General features: G+C 65.6%; 17 protein-coding genes. 5 read left to right on the forward strand and 12 right to left on the reverse strand.

From position 1 onward, the window contains the following. Nucleotides 1-5: 5 nt before the first annotated feature. Both flgC and flgB read right to left on the reverse strand, forming a co-directional pair. The gene (gene flgC / locus PQQ51_RS24135) at nucleotides 6-431 is read right to left on the reverse strand and encodes a flagellar basal body rod protein FlgC (RefSeq protein WP_408499377.1); all 426 of its coding nucleotides are present in this window, start codon (nucleotides 429-431) and stop codon (nucleotides 6-8) included. Between the two features lie 174 nt (nucleotides 432-605). Beyond that, entirely contained in the window at nucleotides 606-1,100 is a 495-nt protein-coding gene (gene flgB / locus PQQ51_RS24140) for a flagellar basal body rod protein FlgB (protein WP_408499378.1), read from the reverse strand. A gap of 217 nt (nucleotides 1,101-1,317) precedes the next feature. Between flgB and flgA the strand changes: the two genes are divergently transcribed. The 5 genes from flgA to PQQ51_RS24165 all read left to right on the forward strand — a co-directional run bounded on the left by flgA (nucleotide 1,318) and on the right by PQQ51_RS24165 (nucleotide 4,854). Next, nucleotides 1,318-2,898, forward strand: coding sequence for a flagellar basal body P-ring formation chaperone FlgA (gene flgA, locus PQQ51_RS24145; RefSeq protein ID WP_408499379.1), 1,581 nt, complete (start codon nucleotides 1,318-1,320; stop codon nucleotides 2,896-2,898). Between the two features lie 150 nt (nucleotides 2,899-3,048). Beyond that, nucleotides 3,049-3,402, forward strand: coding sequence for a flagellar biosynthesis anti-sigma factor FlgM (gene flgM, locus PQQ51_RS24150; protein WP_408499380.1), 354 nt, complete (start codon nucleotides 3,049-3,051; stop codon nucleotides 3,400-3,402). A 94-nt stretch (nucleotides 3,403-3,496) separates the two neighbouring features. Continuing rightward, the gene (locus tag PQQ51_RS24155) at nucleotides 3,497-3,943 is read left to right on the forward strand and encodes a flagellar protein FlgN (RefSeq protein ID WP_408499381.1); all 447 of its coding nucleotides are present in this window, start codon (nucleotides 3,497-3,499) and stop codon (nucleotides 3,941-3,943) included. Nucleotides 3,944-4,264: 321 nt separating this feature from the next. Further along, complete coding sequence (locus PQQ51_RS24160; RefSeq protein ID WP_408499382.1) at nucleotides 4,265-4,447, forward strand: type II toxin-antitoxin system HicA family toxin; 183 nt, start codon at nucleotides 4,265-4,267, stop codon at nucleotides 4,445-4,447. After that, nucleotides 4,444-4,854, forward strand: coding sequence for a type II toxin-antitoxin system HicB family antitoxin (locus PQQ51_RS24165; protein WP_408499383.1), 411 nt, complete (start codon nucleotides 4,444-4,446; stop codon nucleotides 4,852-4,854). The genes PQQ51_RS24160 and PQQ51_RS24165 overlap by 4 nt, the downstream gene beginning before the upstream one ends. Nucleotides 4,855-4,923: 69 nt before the next feature. Here PQQ51_RS24165 and PQQ51_RS24170 read toward each other — a convergent pair whose 3' ends face one another. The 10 genes from PQQ51_RS24170 to cheB all read right to left on the reverse strand — a co-directional run bounded on the left by PQQ51_RS24170 (nucleotide 4,924) and on the right by cheB (nucleotide 16,820). Further along, the gene (locus PQQ51_RS24170; RefSeq protein WP_408499384.1) at nucleotides 4,924-5,658 is read right to left on the reverse strand and encodes an RNA polymerase sigma factor FliA; all 735 of its coding nucleotides are present in this window, start codon (nucleotides 5,656-5,658) and stop codon (nucleotides 4,924-4,926) included. A gap of 28 nt (nucleotides 5,659-5,686) precedes the next feature. Further along, complete coding sequence (locus tag PQQ51_RS24175) at nucleotides 5,687-6,556, reverse strand: MinD/ParA family ATP-binding protein (protein WP_408499385.1); 870 nt, start codon at nucleotides 6,554-6,556, stop codon at nucleotides 5,687-5,689. Beyond that, the gene (gene flhF, locus PQQ51_RS24180) at nucleotides 6,549-8,489 is read right to left on the reverse strand and encodes a flagellar biosynthesis GTPase FlhF (RefSeq protein WP_408499386.1); all 1,941 of its coding nucleotides are present in this window, start codon (nucleotides 8,487-8,489) and stop codon (nucleotides 6,549-6,551) included. The genes PQQ51_RS24175 and flhF overlap by 8 nt, the downstream gene beginning before the upstream one ends. A gap of 333 nt (nucleotides 8,490-8,822) precedes the next feature. Then, nucleotides 8,823-10,925 carry a flagellar biosynthesis protein FlhA gene (flhA, locus tag PQQ51_RS24185; RefSeq protein ID WP_408499387.1) on the reverse strand — a complete coding sequence of 701 codons (2,103 nt, stop codon included), beginning with the start codon at nucleotides 10,923-10,925 and terminating at the stop codon, nucleotides 8,823-8,825. Next, nucleotides 10,922-12,145, reverse strand: coding sequence for a flagellar biosynthesis protein FlhB (gene flhB, locus PQQ51_RS24190; RefSeq protein WP_408499388.1), 1,224 nt, complete (start codon nucleotides 12,143-12,145; stop codon nucleotides 10,922-10,924). Before flhB ends, flhA begins: the two co-directional genes overlap by 4 nt. 193 nt (nucleotides 12,146-12,338) lie before the next feature. After that, entirely contained in the window at nucleotides 12,339-13,637 is a 1,299-nt protein-coding gene (locus PQQ51_RS24195; protein WP_408499389.1) for a DUF3443 domain-containing protein, read from the reverse strand. Between the two features lie 15 nt (nucleotides 13,638-13,652). Beyond that, nucleotides 13,653-14,192 carry a DUF2844 domain-containing protein gene (locus tag PQQ51_RS24200; protein WP_408499390.1) on the reverse strand — a complete coding sequence of 180 codons (540 nt, stop codon included), beginning with the start codon at nucleotides 14,190-14,192 and terminating at the stop codon, nucleotides 13,653-13,655. 318 nt (nucleotides 14,193-14,510) lie between these two features. After that, nucleotides 14,511-15,221 carry a protein phosphatase CheZ gene (gene cheZ / locus PQQ51_RS24205; protein WP_408499391.1) on the reverse strand — a complete coding sequence of 237 codons (711 nt, stop codon included), beginning with the start codon at nucleotides 15,219-15,221 and terminating at the stop codon, nucleotides 14,511-14,513. A 1-nt stretch (nucleotide 15,222) separates the two neighbouring features. Then, nucleotides 15,223-15,618 carry a chemotaxis response regulator CheY gene (gene cheY / locus PQQ51_RS24210; RefSeq protein WP_408499392.1) on the reverse strand — a complete coding sequence of 132 codons (396 nt, stop codon included), beginning with the start codon at nucleotides 15,616-15,618 and terminating at the stop codon, nucleotides 15,223-15,225. 116 nt (nucleotides 15,619-15,734) lie between these two features. Beyond that, nucleotides 15,735-16,820 carry a protein-glutamate methylesterase/protein-glutamine glutaminase gene (cheB, locus tag PQQ51_RS24215; RefSeq protein WP_408499393.1) on the reverse strand — a complete coding sequence of 362 codons (1,086 nt, stop codon included), beginning with the start codon at nucleotides 16,818-16,820 and terminating at the stop codon, nucleotides 15,735-15,737. Nucleotides 16,821-16,824 lie beyond the last annotated feature (4 nt).

Genomic DNA, 16,824 nt, shown 5'->3' on the forward strand with positions numbered 1-16,824 from the left:
TCTCCTCAAGATCCGATCGTGAGCGTTTTAAGCATCAGGGTTTTAGCGGTGTTCAAGGTCTCGACGTTGGCCTGGTACGAGCGCGAGGCCGAGATCATGTTGACCATTTCCTGCACCGGGTCGACGTTGGGCAGCGTCACGTAGCCGTCCGGATTGGCCGCGGGATTGCCGGGGTCGTACGCGGTCTTCATCGGCGTCGGGTCGTCGACCACGCCGGTGACCTGCACGCCGCCGATCTGCTGGCCCGAGCCCGAACGCGCGCCGCCGAGCGGGCTCACCGCGAACACGACCTGCTTGGCCTTGTACGGCTGACCGTCAGGGCCCGTCGTGCTGTCCGCGTTGGCGAGGTTGGACGCCGTCACGTTGAGCCGTTGCGACTGCGCGGACATCGCGGAGCCGGCAACACCGAAAATGTTCATTAAAGATGGCATGGTTTCCTGATTTCTCCCGTGTCGATCGGGGTCGGCGCCTGAGTGCCAACCCCCGATCCCATGCAACGCCTTTGTCCCGGCTCGAGCCGGCCCAAGTTAAGTCCCGTAGCGATTGTTCCTGCGTACTGCCTGTCTCTTGCGTGTCTCTTGCGTGCCTGTGCGCGGCGCCGGCTATTACGAGCCCGACTGGATTGCCGCCAGCATCGTTTTGATCTGCCCCGACACCATCGTCATGCCCGCTTCGAAGTGCACGGTGTTGTCCGCGAACTGCACGCGCTCGGTGTCGATGTCGACCGTGTTGCCGTCGAGCGCCGGTTGCGTCGGAATGCGGTACTGCAGGTTGCCGTAGTTGTCGGGCGTGCCGCCTGTCGGCGTCAGCGTCGTCTTGCCGGACATATGTCCGGGCGACGTCGACACCATCGACATGCCGCTCGTCACGCCGGCCGGTTGCGTCATCGCGAGCGGCGCGCTGTTCGACGCGCCGGTACCCACGGTGCCGCCGGTTTTCTTCAGCGCGCCGGCGAGCGACGAAGCGAAGTCGACATCGCGCGCCTTGTACCCGGGGGTATCGGCGTTGGCGATGTTCGACGACAGCAGTTCCTGACGGTAAGCGCGCACGTCGAGCGCTTCACGGCCAAAGGCGAAATCGGCATCGAGTTTGTCCAGCATGGAAATCTCCGGAGTAGGTTCCCGAGGCTTCCCGTGTGCGTCTCTCATGAGACTCGCGCAAAACGGGAAGACCTTTTTGCATGAGGTGCATCTTATGGGCCGAACGCAAGCGGCAATCGGACGAATAACCGGGAAAGGGGGCTTCTATTCAACGTTTGCGCAAAGGGGGCGCTCACTAGAATGCAAGGCGTACTGATGCATTCGACGGAGAAACACCATGGACCACCCCACTTCCGATCTGACGCACCGCGCGCCTCGCGCGGCGGCGGCGCATCGCGTGGGTGCGCTCGCCATGCGGCGCGGCGCGCGCCGGGCGTCCCGGCTGCTGGTTCGCTTGATCGTGAACGTGGCGGTTTGGGTCGCGGGCGGTATCGTGCTGCTGCCGCCCGTCGCGAAGGCTCAGGACGCCGGCGGTCCGATCGTGATCCCGGGTCCGGGCGAAAAGAATCCGGCGGCGCTGGCCGATCTCGCCCAACAGTTGGAAGCCGCGCCGCCGAAGCGCGTCGGCAACGCCGCGACGCTGGCCGCCGCGACCGCGCAGTCGCTGGGCCGCGGCCCGGCTTCGCGCGACACCGATCAGTTCACGCGTGCGGCCAATACGAGCGGCTCGATCGTGATTCCCGGCTCGGACGAAGCCCCCGCCGCGCCGGCGATGATCCGCACCAACTTCAAGCCGGACGCCAACGGCGTGGTGACGATTCCCGCACCCGGCAGCGCGACTGCGGCGGGTGGCGTAGCACGGGTGAACCTCGTGCCGGGCTCGCGTCAGGCGGTGCCGGTCGTGGTGACGCCCGCGCCGCAGCAGAACACCGCCGGGCAAGCGGCGCGCTCGCAGCCGGTGGCTGCCAATGCGCCCGCCAATGTGGCCGCCAGCGCGGCCGCCAGCGGCGTCAACGGTGTCGAAACGGCTTCCAGTGGCGCATCTGCGGCCGGCTTCGACAGTCTCGCGTCGCGCGGTGAACCGCCGCAGTTGGGTGCAAACGGCAAGCCCATTGCGAACCCGGCGGTCGCGGCGCCGAAAGCCGCGACCAGCGCCACCGCAGCGATGCCCACTTCCGCGCCGATGCCGATGCCCGCCACGATCGGCCGCGCTCAGGCGACACGGCCTGTCCCCGCCGCCATCGCGCAACAGAACCTGCGCCCCGCGCCGGTGGCAGCACCCGCCACGCTTCCCGGCCAGCAGGACGCCGAAGCGATCCGCGGCGCGGCGCTCGCCTTCCTGCAACAGCAATCCACCGGCCTGCCCGGCAAGGTCGAAATCACCGTCGCGCCGGCGTTCCCGCGCGGCCTCGCAGCCTGCACGATGCTCGAGCCGTTCATGCCGACCGGCGCCCGCCTGTGGGGGCGCACGACCGTCGGCGTGCGCTGTGCCGGCGAGCGGCCGTGGACCATCTATCTGCAAGCGCGCATCTCGTTGCACGCCACCTACTACCTGGCCGCCCGCGCGATGGCGCCGGGCGAAGTGCTGAGCGCCGCCGACCTCGTCGCGCGCGAAGGCGATCTGGCCGGCTTGCCGCAGGCGATCGTCACGGACCCGTCGCAGGCGATCGGCTCGGTGTCGATGGTGCGCATCGCGGGCGGGATGCCGCTGCGCGTCGACATGCTGAAGAGCGCGTCGTCGGTGTCGATCGGCCAGACGGTGCGCGTCGTCGCGGCCGGCAACGGCTTCTCGATCTCGGCCGAAGGCAGCGCGATGAACAACGCGTCGCCGGGCCAGCAGGTGCGCGTCAAGACCGCCAACGGCCAGATCATCTCTGGCATCGTCAAGGACGGTTCGACGGTGGAGATCCAGTTATGAGCCGGCTCGGCGCGCGGCTCGCCGATGTGCCGGAACGAGTGCCCAAGGGGCCGGATCGTCTTGAAAGACAAGGCAAAACCTCGAGCGATTACGCTAAAGTTTTGATCACCGGTTGCCGTTATCAGGATCAAATCGTTCAGGAAGCCAATCGTGAAAGTCGATTCCACAACCAATTCGAATCTGCCGGCGTTGAAAGACGCCTTGTCCCGCCCGCAAGCCAGCGACGCGGCGGCCGGGAACAACAACGCGCAGTCCGCGAGCACGAGCTCGACGGCCACCACCAGCGGTTCGGGCGACGCCAGCGTCAGCCTGTCGGGTCTGTCGCAGCATCTGCGCAGCCTCGCGGCGTCGGGCTCGGCCGATATCGACACGGCGCACGTCGAGTCGATCAAGCAGGCCATCAAGAACGGCTCGCTGACGATCGACTCCGGCAAGATCGCCGACGGCGTGCTGAACACGGCGCGCGAACTGTTGCAAAGCAAAACCTCGTCGACCGGCAACTGATCGACACATCGAAGTACGGTGAATTGCCGGGCGGCATTCGACCAACCCGGCTCGCGGATTGCGCGCGAGCCGTCGTGCTCAGCGAGTTGTTGAGATGAAAAACGCCCTGCTTGCCACCCTCATCGAAGAACATACGGCCGTCGAGGCGTTCGCCTCGATTCTGGCGCTCGAAACCAGGGCGCTGACCGCGTTGTCGCCGCTGGAACAATTGCCGCCGATCGTCGAGAAGAAAACCGAACTGATCGGTGTGCTCGCCAATCTCGAGACCGCGCGCGACGCGCAACTGGCCGAGATGGGGCTGCCGTCCGGCTGGTCCGGTATGGAGCTGGCGGCCAGCGCCGACGCGCGGCTCTCCGAACAGTGGTCGCTGCTGCAGAAGGCCGCTGAGCGTGCGCGGCGCACCAATACCAGCAACGGCGAACTGATCCGCATCCGGATGGACTACAACCAGCGCGCGCTGACGGCGCTGCAGGTTGCCGTGCCGCAAAAGGCCGGTTTCTACGGACCGGACGGCCGGATTCCGGCGCAAGCGACGGTGTGAGCGGTTTCAGGCTTCGATTCAGCTTCGTTTAGCTAGCGGTACAAAGCTCGCCGATCGTTTTCCCTGTTGCCAAACATAAAGGGCTCGTCTTCGACCGACGAGCCCTTTTGCTTTTCGACCATCCCCACATCGCCCTCTTTCGCCCCGTTGGCCATTCGGCCAGGTGGCGCAAATTGCCGCGCCGCGTTGAAATCACCGATTCCCCCCACTGAGGTTCCTCGCCGCTCTGGACAGCTTCCACGCTACCCGGAGCGAGCAAACGGCGAGGTCTTACCCACTAGCGAGGTTGTGTAATCGTGTGTATGATTCGAGGAATACGCAATGAACAGTACCGAGGTCGTCAAACTCATTCAAGCGGATGGCTGGCGGTTGATCCGGACATCGGGCAGTCACCATCATTTCCGCCACGCGTCAAAAGCCGGTCTCGTGACCATCCCGCATCCGAAAAAGGATCTTCCGCCCGGCACGCTGAACAGCATCCTGAAACAGGCAGGCCTGAAATGAAAAATCTGATTTTCCCCATCGCCATCGAACCGGGTGACTCGCAGCACGCGTTCGGTGTAGTGGTGCCCGATATTCCGGGCTGCCATTCGGCGGGCGATTCGTTGGAACAAGCCTACGCGAACGCGAAGGAGGCAATCGAGGCGCATCTGGACACGCTGCTCGATGAAGGACTGCCGATCCCCGAGCGTCTCACGCTTGAAGAACACCGGCGCAATCCGGACTACGCGGGCTTTGTCTGGGGGTTCGTCACCACCCGCAACATCCCGGCGTTGAAGAAAGCCGTGCGCATCAACATCTCGTTGCCCGAGGCGCTCGTGCACGATATCGACGCTTACGCGCAGGCGCGCGGCATGTCGCGTTCGGCGTTTCTCGCGCTGGCCGCCGAGCATGCAATGGCGGACGCATAAAGCGGGCTTGAAATAGCGCGGGCGCGCCGCCGCCCGAACCTCAACGCAGTTGAACCGCTCGCCGCAACCTCAGGTCGCCTCGGCGTTCGCCCAGGCCATTTCGCGCAAACGCGTGCGCAAGCGGGCCACGGCCTGGCTGTGCAACTGGCACACCCGCGATTCACTCACTTCCATCACCGCGCCGATTTCTCGCAGATTCATTCCGCGCTCGTAGTAGAGCGACATCAGCAGCTTCTCGCGTTCCGGCAAGCGGTCGATCGCTTCCACCAGCGCCGAGCGCAGGCTGTCGTCGAGTAGCGCGGACAGCGGGTCCGAATGATCGACGCAGTAACGGTCGAGAAACGGTTCGTCGTCCGCGGAACGGTCGAAGTCTTCGTAGTAGATCAACTGGCTGCCGTGCAGGTCCTGCAGCATCGACTGATATTCGTCGAGCGGCATTTGCAGATGCTCGGCGATCTCGGTTTCGCTCGCGGAGCGGCCCAGGTTCTGCTCGACCTTGTGCACCGCCGTTTCCACCTCGCGCGAGGTGCGCCGCAAGCTGCGCGGCAACCAGTCGTTGCTGCGCAATTCGTCGAGCATCGCGCCGCGAATCCGCTGGCTCGCGTAGGTCTCGAATTGCGCGCCCTGGTCTTCCTTATAGCGGCCGGCCGCATCCAGCAGCCCGATCATGCCGGCCTGGATCAGATCGTCGAGATCGACGCTCGCCGGCATCTTGGCGACAAGCTGCAAGCCGAGGCGACGCACCAGCGGTGCATACTTGGTCAGAACATCGGCTTGGGAAATCTTTCCCTGAGCGTTATACATCGTGCTCCCCTTGTCTTCGTGCCGCCTCTCAGGCGTGCTGCGCAGACGGTTGGTCGGCGTGTTGCGCCGCTGTAACTGTCGCAGGCGCCATCCAGCGCGTTTGCGACGACATCGCTGGCCGCATCGGCCAGTACTGCAACTCGGCGGCAAGGTGCCGGAAGTCTCGCGCGGCCGGTGTCGACGGAAACGCGTCGACGACACACCGCGACAACTCCTGCGCCCGCGCCGTCCGCACATCGGCGGCAATACAACCGGCGTCTTCCAGCGCCACCGCCAGATAGCGCCCCGCCACGCCGGCCAGGTTGGCAAACGCGGTATGCGCGTCTTCCACGCTGAGCACGTGATTCACCAGCACGCGGAACTGCGCGAGCGCGTGTGCATAGTGCAGGCGCTTCATGCACGCGTAGGCGTCGGTGATCGCCTGCGCGGCCACGCGCGTGACGATCATCACGTCGTGCGCCAGTATCGCGAGCGGCGACAAATGGCCTTGCGGGTCCAGTTGCGCATCGATCAGCACGATGTCGGCCGAGCCGTGCAACAGCACATCCAACTGCGCGGACGAGTGACCTTCGCGATCACTGCGCGAGGCCGTCAGCACGGAAAAGCCGAGCGCGTGACGCGCGGCGGCGTCGTCGAGGTGCATCTCGCCGCGCACCACCGCTGCGATATTGCCGGCGCCGCGCAAGCCGCCGAGCGCCGCGCCCACCGAGCGCGCGCCGAGGCATTCGTCGATCACCAGCACGTCCTTGCCCTGCTGCGCGAGCGCCGCCGCGAGATTCACCACGGTCGTCGTGCAGCCGACGCTCGCCGTGCCGCCCGTCACCGCAATCACACGCGAGCCGCTCTTCGCGAGCAGCCGCCGCAGTCCTTCCGCCTGATCGGAGATGAGCTTATCCAAAGCGCACCTCGTGCAATTCGGCCGTCGAACGCGCGGACAGCGCGGATAGCAACGCCGGAATGTCGTCGTCGTGCGGCACGAACGGCGAGTTGTCGCGCGGAATGCAGAACGCGCTCTTGATCAGGAATTTCCTCGTCGCGACATACAGGTTCTCGGGCACTTTCTGACCGGTCGACACGTAGTGCACCGGCAGCTTGTAGCGGATCACCGTATCGAGCACGCCGCCCAGATTGGTCGCTTCGTCGAGCTTGGTCAGGATGCAGCCGGCGAGCGGCTGCTGATCCGGCGCGCGCTGGTAGGCCTGCACGACTTCGTTCAACGTGTCGCCGTGGCTGGTCGCGTTGAGCAGCAACAGGCGTTGCACCGGCTGACCGGCGCGGCACAGCATCGCGATCTGCTCGGACACGAGACGGTCGCGCTGGCTCATGCCGATCGTGTCGATCAGCACGATGTGCTTGTTGCGCAATTCGGAGAGCGCGAGTTGCAGGTCGGCGCTGTCTTTCACCGCGTGCACCGACACGCCGAGAATCTTGCCGAAGATGCGCAGTTGTTCGTGGCCGCCGATCCGGTAGCTGTCGGTGGTGAGCAGCGCCACCTTGCTTGCGCCAAAGCGCATCACGCAGCGCGCGGCGAGCTTCGCGGTGGTCGTGGTCTTGCCGACGCCCGTCGGGCCCATCAGCGCGAACACGCCGCCGCGCTCCATCAGCGCGTCTTCGTCTTCCATGACCGGCAGGTTCGACTCGAGCACCGAGCGCACCCAGTCCATCCCGCCGTCCAGGTTTTCGACTTCGGCGGGCAGGTTGTCGACCATCATCTGCACGAGCTGCGCGGAGAAGCCTGCCGCGAACAGATGCTTGGTGAGCGCCGCGCGCGCCGGGTTGCGGCGCTGGCGGTCGCCCCACATGAGACCGGCGAAGTGTTCTTCCATCATGCCGCGCATCGACGACAGTTCGCTCATCACGGTGTCGTTGACCACCTGCTCCATGCGCGCCTTGATCGCTTCGGCGACCGAAGCCGGCGTGCGGCTGTCGTCGCCGACGGGTTGCGCCGCGGCATTCTTCAGCGCGGAGCGGCGGGCAGCGACCTGCGCGGCTTCGCGGGCCCATTCGGGTTTGTCGGCGGCAAACGCTGCGTGCGACGCTTGCATGCCGGGCTCGACAGCGGCGCCGAGGCCCTTGGCCATCGCGGCGGCCGGCGTCATCGCGGCAGCGCGCGCGCTGTACGCGCCCTGTTCCTGCTGTTCCGCGGCGATCCGGCGAGCATGGTCGATCAGCCACGGATTCGATTCGGCCATCGTGCGCGGCGTGTCGGCTTTCGCGGCCAGCGCGGCAGAGCCGGCCGGCACGCCTGCCGCCTTCAGCAGATCGGCACGCAGGTCGTCGGTCAGGCGGGTTGCGGCGGCGCGGGCGCTGGGCTGGTTGAGCTTGATCGGTTGCGATGCGGACGGTGCAGCGGATCCGGCTGCTTGCGCCCTGGACACGCCCGGCGATGCGGCTTTCGGTGCGGCGCCCTTGGCGGCCTTTGCTGCGCTCGACGGCGCGGCCGGGACGAGGGCGTCGTCGGCGTCGTCGGCATAGGTGGAATGGCTGCTCAGGTTTTCCGCGCCGGCTTCCGGGCTCGCGCCGAACACTGACGAAAACACATCCGGCATCCCGCTCGCATAAGGATTCGCGTGCATCGAGGGCAACGCGCGCGGTGCGGCGGACGAAGCGGACGTCGTGTGGGCGGCCAGTCCATTCGTCGACGCGAGCGCGCCGTTGCGCGGCACCTTCGGCGAGATCGCCGCCAGCTCGCTATCGGCCAGTGCGACGATCTCGACGCTGCCGTCATCCATCGTGCGATTGGACAGGACGACTGCGTCCGCGCCCAGCGCTTCACGGACGAGACGCAAAGCATCACGACTGGTAGCACCGACAAATTTACGAATGTTCAAGCTGGACCCCCGATGAGGTAAACGGACTAACGGACCGGCAACATACCGCTTCCCATTGAGACCATTATTGCGAAACCCTTCGAGTGACGATCGATGGATAAAGACGGGTAAAGGCGGGCAATTCGGGCGATGGACACGCCCTTCGATTCACACGCACGGCGGTTTGAAACAGACCGCAGTGCGGCGCCGAGCGGCGTCTTCACGCGGGCGGCATGTACTCCGCCAGTCGCTCCCAGCAGGGAAAATCACGCGCCGGAATGAAAACCGGCGCTCGAAAAGCGCCGGTTTTCATTCCGCGGGTCAACGGCCGCCAGCCGGAGTTGGCCACCCGCGTCAGCCGTGCGAGCCGATCAGGTTCACCACCTTGATGTTGCGGGTGTCCGGCACTTCGGCATACGACAGCACCTTCAACTGCGGCAGGCTGCGCCGCAGGAAGCGCGCGAGCATCGGCCGCAGCGCGTGCTGCACCAGCAACACCGGGGAGAGCCCGAGGTTCTGCTGGCGGGTCATCGCCTTCTGCGTCTCGGTGAGCAGCGTATGCGCGAGGCCCGGTTCGAGACCCGGATTCGCGCCGGTGGAAAGCGCCTGCGACAGCACGCGTTCGAGATTCGAATCGAGGCCCATCACCTGCATGTCGCCGGTGCCGGGGAACCATTGCTGCGTAATCGCGCGGCCGAGCGAGAGCCGCACGGCGGCCGTGAGATCGTGCGCGTCGGTGATCTTCGGCGTGTGTTCGGACAGCGCTTCGAGAATCGTGCGCATGTCGCGGATCGGCACGCCTTCTTCCAGCAGGTTTTGCAACACCTTTTGCAGCGTGGTGAGCGGCAGCGACTTCGGCACCAGATCGTCGACCAGCGACGGCGTGTCCTTCTGCATCCGCTCCAGCAGCGCCTGCACTTCGCGGCGGCCGAGCAGCTCGGACGCGTGCGTGACCACCAGATGGTTCAGGTGCGTCGCCACCACGGTGCTCGAATCGACCACCGTGTAGCCATACACCTGCGCCTGCTCGCGCAGATTCGTATCGATCCAGATCGCCGGCAGCCCGAACGCCGGATCTTGCGTCGGCACGCCCGGCAGCGCGGCGGACACCTGTCCCGGGTTGATCGCGAGCCACTGGCCCGGATACGCCTCGCCGACGCCCACTTCGACGCCCTTCAGCGCGATCCGGTAGCCGTTCGGCCGCAATTCGAGGTTGTCGCGGATATGGATCACCGGCGGCAGGAAGCCGATTTCCTGCGCGAACTTCTTGCGGATGCTCTTGATCCGCTTGAGCAGTTCGCCGTCCGAGTTCTTGTCGACGAGCGGAATCAGCCGGTAGCCGACCTCGAGGCCGAGCGTGTCGATCATCGTCACGTCGTCCCAGCTGGCTTCGGTGTTCTCGACCGGTGTCATCGCGGCCGGTGCGACGTCGACCAGCGCGGTGGTGTTCTTGCGGTCCTCGGCGCGTTTTTTCATCGTGCGGCCGAGCTGGATCAGACCGCCGCCGAGAATCAGAAACGCGAAATGCGGCATGCCCGGAATCAGGCCCATCAGCACGAGAATGCAGCCGGTAATCACCAGCACGCGCGGGTTCGTGAACAGCTGCCCGGTCAATTGCGTGCCGATGTCTTCGTTGGTGGCCACGCGCGACACGATCACACCCGCGGCCGTCGAGATCACCAGCGACGGGATCTGCGCGACGAGACCGTCGCCGATCGTCAGGAGCGTATAGGTCTTGCCCGCGGACGCGAAGTCCATCCCGTGCTGCACGATCCCGACGATCAGCCCGCCGACGATGTTGATCACCATGATCAGCAAGCCGGCGATCGCATCGCCGCGCACGAACTTGCTGGCACCGTCCATCGAACCGTAGAACTCGGCTTCCTGGGAGACTTCCAGACGGCGCTTGCGAGCCTGTTCTTCGTTGATGAGGCCGGCGTTCAGGTCGGCGTCGATCGCCATCTGCTTGCCGGGCATCGCGTCGAGCGTAAAGCGCGCGGACACTTCCGCGATCCGCCCCGCGCCCTTGGTGATCACCATGAAGTTGATGACCATCAAGATAACGAACACGACGATACCGACCGCGAAGTTGCCGCCCACGAGGAAGTGGCCGAACGACTCGATCACCTGGCCGGCCGCGTCCGGGCCGGTGTGGCCTTCGAGCAGCACGACCCGCGTGGACGCCACGTTCAGCGACAGGCGCAGCAACGTCGAGAACAGCAGCACGCTCGGGAACGCGGCGAAGTCGAGCGGCTTCATCGTGTACATGCTGACGAGCAGCACCATCACCGAAAGCGCGATGTTGAAGGTGAACAGCAGATCCAGCAGGAACGGCGGCAACGGCAAGATCATCATGCCGAGGATCATGCAGATCAGCACCGGCCCGGCGAGGGCGCGCAAATTGGTGCCGCTCAAGGCATCCGGCCGTCGGGACAGGAATCCGGCGCGAGCGTTCATGCGGAGGCTCCTGAAGCGTCGTCGTTAGCAGAGTTTGCGGCGGGGTTCAGCGTGTCGGCGGCTTCCTCGTTCGCCTCTTCATCCGATACGCCGCCCTTGTCGAGTTCCGCGGGCACGTCGAAGTCGGTCGGCGTGACCGGCTTTTCGCCGCCCTCGGTCTTGAAGCGTCGCAACTGATACACCCACGCGAGCACTTCGGCGACCGCGCCATACAGCGGCCCCGGAATCTCGCGGTTCAATTCGACGTTGTGATACAGCGCTCGCGCGAGCGGCGGCGCTTCCAGTAACGGCACGTTGTTCTCGGCGGCGATCTCGCGAATCCGCGCGGCCACCAGGTTCACGCCCTTGGCGACCACCTTCGGCGCGCGCATCTCGCCGTCGGTGTACTGCAGCGCGACTGCGAAGTGCGTCGGGTTGGTCACCACCACGTCGGCCTTCGGCACGTTGGTCATCATCCGGCGGCGGGCAATCGCCCGTTGCTGCGCGCGAATCCGGCCTTTCACGTGCGGATCGCCTTCGCTTTCGCGGTGTTCGCGCTTCACTTCTTCCTTCGTCATGCGCAGTTTCTTGTGGAACTGCCAGAGCTGATACGGCACGTCCAGCGCCGCGATCACGAACATGCCCGCCACCGTCATCCCGCAGCAGACCGCGATCAGATGCACGGTGTTGGCGAGCGCCAGATGCAGCGGCTGGGTCGCGAGCGCGAGAACCTCCTCGCGGCGATTCCAGATCGCCGTCCCGCCGATGAGACCCACCACCAGCGTCTTCGCGAGCGACATGCCGAGCTGGATCGGCCCGTTGATCGAAAAAATCTTGCCGAGGCCGGTGATCGGGTTGAGCCGGTTGAACTTCGGCTCGAGGCCTTTCGCGGACAATTGCCAGCCGCCCAGCGCCAGCGGCGAGAGCAGCGCGGCGGCGCCGGTAAACGCGAGAATCGGCAGCAGCGCGTAGAGGCCTTCGCGGCCCGCGGCGCCCGCGCCGATCAGCATGCGCCGGGTTTCGAACACGCTCGCGTGATCGAACGTGAACGACGCGCGCAACATCTGCTGCAAATGCTCGCCGATGCTGCTGGACATCCCCCACACGCCGAAGAATCCCGCGCTCAGCAGCGCAAACGTCGACAGCTCCCGCGAACGCACGATCTGCCCTTCCTCGCGCGCCTTCTGCAGGCGCCGGGGGGTGGCTGATTCGGTTTTTTCGAGGTCGCTGTCCTCTGCCACAAAAGCTCTCCATCCGGTGGGACGAGGCACGGCGCCTCTTTCCAGTGAGAGCGATTATTCCCGCTCGATGCAAGCGCTGATCGGCGGATAAGGGCGGAGAAAGGGGGGTATTTCGAGGGATGGAACAGGCGGCCCCGCACCTCGATGCGGGCCGCCGGCTGGCCGCGGCGCGGCTCAGCCGGCGTGCGCGCGGCTAATACCCGACGAACGGCGCCGGGCCGCCGGTCGCCGTCTGGTCGAGGCCGTAATAGACGTACCGGCCATAGAAGAACGGCAGGCCGAGATCGAAGCTGCTGTTGCCGCCGATCTGCCCGGCCAGATCGTTGAACGCGTAGTTGCCCGCGTTGCTGAACAGCGTCGCCGCGCTCAGGATGCCGATGCTGGCGGTAGCTTTCGCCCCGTTCAGTCCCACCAGATTGACGTTGCGGGTCTGCGCCGACGACGGGCAGTAAAAGCCCGGGTAATTGCTGCCGCACAGCGCGAGCGAACTGTCGGCGAAGAAATAGCCGTTCGAGCCCGAATCCAGAAACGCCTGCACTGTCGTGCCGTTATAGACGCTGTTGTTCAGATCGCCATAAGCATCGGTGGTGAAGGTCTGCGCGGCCGCGAGCTGATTGTTCGCCTGCGTGCCGATCCCGAACACCAGTGTGCCGACCGCGGACGGCGAACCGGTATTCGACACCGGCGGCATCTGCACGATCACACCGTTGTTGTCGACCGGGAAATGCGCGACCGGATTGGCGACCTGCTGTGCGAGAGGCACCGCGGTACGCGTGCAGGACGTGCCGCCCGGGCACGCGAAGTAGTTGCTGTACGTGGCAGCGGTTGCCGCGTTCGCACAGGTCGCACCGCAGTCGGTCGGCGACGTGCCGATGCCGAGAATACCGTTCGCGCCCAGATCGCTCACCGTGTTCTCCGCCGAGCCGCTGCCGCAACCGCGCGCGGGCACGGAGCTCGCGGACAGATCGCCGATGATCTGCAACGGGATGGCCGCCGTCGTCGTCTCGCCGCCGATCGACACACTGGCGTTGCGCACCGTGCCCCACGTGTAGCCGTCCGCGAAGGTCGCGCACTCGGCGAGCTGCGCGCCGCCCGTGCCGATCGTGTTGATCGGCAGCGCATTGATCAGCGAGCTGCTCAGCACGGAGCTGACCACCCGCAGCCCGAACGAGCCGGTATCCACCTGGATGTTGTTGATGGTCTGACAGTTCGCGGCCGAGCCCGGCGCGCAGATCGTTACGCTCACCGTCGGAATATTGATCACGCCCTGCACGCCCGGGCCGACCGTGATCGGCACCGTGTTGGCGGCGTTCGCGGCGATCGGCTGCTGGGTCGGGCTCGCGGGTAGCGAACCGCCGTTCAGGCCGCCCGAACTGGAGTTGTTGTCACCGCCGCCGCCACCGCCGCAAGCCGCCACCGCGGATACCAACGCCACGGCCGCTGCGGCCTGCATCCAGCCCTTGAGCTTCAAAGCAATACGCATGGTTCGCATCGTTCTGTCCTCGCGTTACTGGATGTCGGAACCGCTGACGCCGGCGGGCAACGCGGGCGGCAGCCAGGCCTGGCCGTTGAAGGCGCCCATGTGGCCGCCCGAGCGCACCACGAGGCTCGTCTGATCGACCGCAACCGGGCCACGGCCGCCGCCGCGCGCCGCGCGCACGGCTTTCACGCCGGCCACGTATTGCGGGAAGTAACTGCCGAGCAGGTCGTTCAGATCCGGCATTTGCGGACCGCGCCACGCAATGCCGAATACCGAGCCGTCCGCGGCCAGATATTCGCGCACCACGGTGCCGTTGCCGAACGTGGTCTCACGCACGGTGAAAGACGAGGAACTGGAAGAAGAGAGTGAAGCGGTGGCAGAAGCTGAAGAAGCGGCGCTGGACGCGGAACGCGCAACGCCTTGCACGACGCGTGAAGAAACCGACGCGTCGGCCGGGGGTGTCATTGGGGCGCCGCCTAGCGCCGCATGAGCGGCTGGCACGGCGATAAGCGAACAGGGCAAGGCAAACGCCGTGATGCACACGGCGCGGCGTAAACGACTCCGCATAGCAAGGCTCCTCCCGTGAAGCTGCTGCCGCCCGGTGCGCACGTCGTGCGAACCGGCCGCATGTAGGCAGATCATACGACACCGCTTTCGTCACACGGAGGAAGGCTTCTTCAACGTGTCATCGCCCTGTGCCGACCGCTCACCGGAAAGCCGCGCCGCTGCTGGTGCCCGTAGTATGCCTGTGCTTTCATGACGAAAGGAAGCGGCCACGCGCGGGCGCGTGGCTTGCTATGTGTCTGCCTTTGTACTTCCGCTCTGGAGGATTGCCGCGCACCTGGCGAGCCAGTGCCCGCGGCTCATACCCGCTTTATGCCCGCTTCAAAAACCCAGGCTCGCCAGCAGATCATCGACCTGCGACTGGTCCTGCACCACGTCCGTCTTGCCTTCCGGATTGATCTGCGGACCATTGAGCAGACCTTCCGGGCTGCCGGTCGACGACGGCTCCGCCGCCAACGCCGCCGCATTCGCCGCGAACTGCTGACGCCGCTCGAGCGCGATGTTCTCGACCAGCACGCCGAGCAACTGCTGCTCGATCAGGTACACGACGTCCGTGATCTTCTTGATGACCTGGCCGGTCAGATCCTGGAAGTCCTGCGCCAGCATGATTTCCATCAGTTGCGTATTGGTCGCGGTAGTCGCTTCGGGCACGCCGCTCAGGAACGTGCGCGTGTCCTTGATCACCGCGCGCACTTCCTCGCGCTCGATCGGCGCCTCGTACCACTTTTCCCAGCGCGCATCGAGCTCAGCCGCGTCCTGCTGCAACTGCGTCTGGATCGGCTTCGCGATGTCGATCGCCGACAGCACGCGCTCCGCCGCCTGCTCGGTCATGTTCGCGATGTACTTCAGACGATCGCGAGCGTCGGGCACGGCTTCCGCCGCACGCTCGACATGTTTGTCGAGCCCAAGCTCCCGCATCGAGTCGCGCAGCGTGCGCGTCAGTTGTCCAATGCGGGCGAGAATGCGGTCGGACGCGAAGTCGCCGCTATCGTTACCCGCTTCGGCGCCTTGCGCGTCGGTCGGCAGATTCACATCAGCTCCCAGTCTTGGCCATCTTCTCGAGAATCTTATTGAGCTTCTCGTCGAGCGTCGCGGCCGTAAACGGCTTGACGACATAACCGCTCGCGCCGGCCTGGGCCGCCGCGATGATGTTTTCCTTCTTCGATTCGGCCGTCACCATCAGCACCGGCAGGTGCGTCAGGTGCGCGTCGGCGCGGATTTCCTTGAGCATGGCCAGACCGTCGAGGTTCGGCATGTTCCAGTCGGAAATCACGAAGTCGTAAGTACCGCCACGCAGACGCGCAAGACCGGCCTGGCCGTCTTCCGCTTCGTCGACGTTCGAGTAGCCGAGCTCCTTGAGGAGGTTGCGGACGATCCGGCGCATCGTCGGAAAGTCGTCAACCACCAGAATCTTCATTCCCTTATCCATTTCATTCCCTTTGCTTGATCCATGATGCGGCGCATGACCGCCAGTTCAGTCCAACCAGTGTCGACCGGCGTTCTTACTCCGGTCCCGTGCCTGGCGCTCGCCGTCGGGCCCGCGCATCATACCCGCTGTACGCGATCACCCATCGACGACAGACGCGCCATCACACGCCGGCTCATTTCCGGCAGCGACGCAATTTCGTCCGCGGCACCCAGCGCGATCGCTTCGCGCGGCATGCCGAACACGATACAGCTCGCTTCGTCCTGCGCGAGGGTGTACGCCCCCGCTTTCTTCATATCCAGCAGTCCGGCGGCGCCGTCGCGCCCCATTCCTGTCAGGATCACACCGACCGCGTTCTTGCCCGCATGCTGCGCGGCCGAACGGAACAGCACGTCGACCGAAGGACGGTGCCGGTTCACCGGCGGCTCGTCCGACAGGTGAGCAATATAGTTCGCGCCGCTGCGGGCCAGCAACAGGTGAGCGTGGCCGGGCGCGATATACGCGTGTCCCGGCAGCACGCGTTCGCCGTGCTCTGCCTCTTTAACGGTAATCCGGCACAAACCATTGAGGCGTTGCGCAAAAGATTTTGTAAAACCGGGCGGCATGTGCTGCGCGATCAGCACGGCGGGCGCATCCGGCGGCAGCGGCACCAGCACTTCGCGGATCGCTTCGGTGCCGCCTGTCGACGCGCCGACGATGATCAGCTTCTCGGTACTGAGCAGCGGATTGTTGAACAGCGGGGCGGCGGCAGGCGCATGCGCCGCCTGCGTCGCCGCGTGCTGCACCGGCGCGGCCTGGCGCACGCGCGCGCGGGCCGCGGCGCGGACCTTGTCGGCGAGCTTTTCCGAGTAGTCGAGCATGCCGTCGCGAATGCCGACCTTCGGCTTCGTGACGAAATCGACCGCGCCGAGTTCCAGCGCGCGCAGCGTGATTTCATTGCCGCGCTCGGTCAGCGAGGACACCATCACGACCGGCATCGGCCGCAGGCGCATCAGCTTCTCGAGGAAGTCGAGACCGTCCATGCGCGGCATTTCGACGTCGAGCGTCAACACGTCCGGGTTGTGCTGCTTGATGAGATCGCGCGCGACCAGCGGGTCGGGTGCGGTCGCCACGACGGTCATGTCCGGCTGGCCGTTGATGATCTCCGTCATCAGGCTGCGGATCAGCGCCGAATCGTCGACGCACAGTACTTTGATCTTTTGCACAGCG

Source organism: Paraburkholderia xenovorans (genome assembly GCF_046030735.1).
GTDB lineage: Bacteria > Pseudomonadota > Gammaproteobacteria > Burkholderiales > Burkholderiaceae > Paraburkholderia > Paraburkholderia xenovorans_A.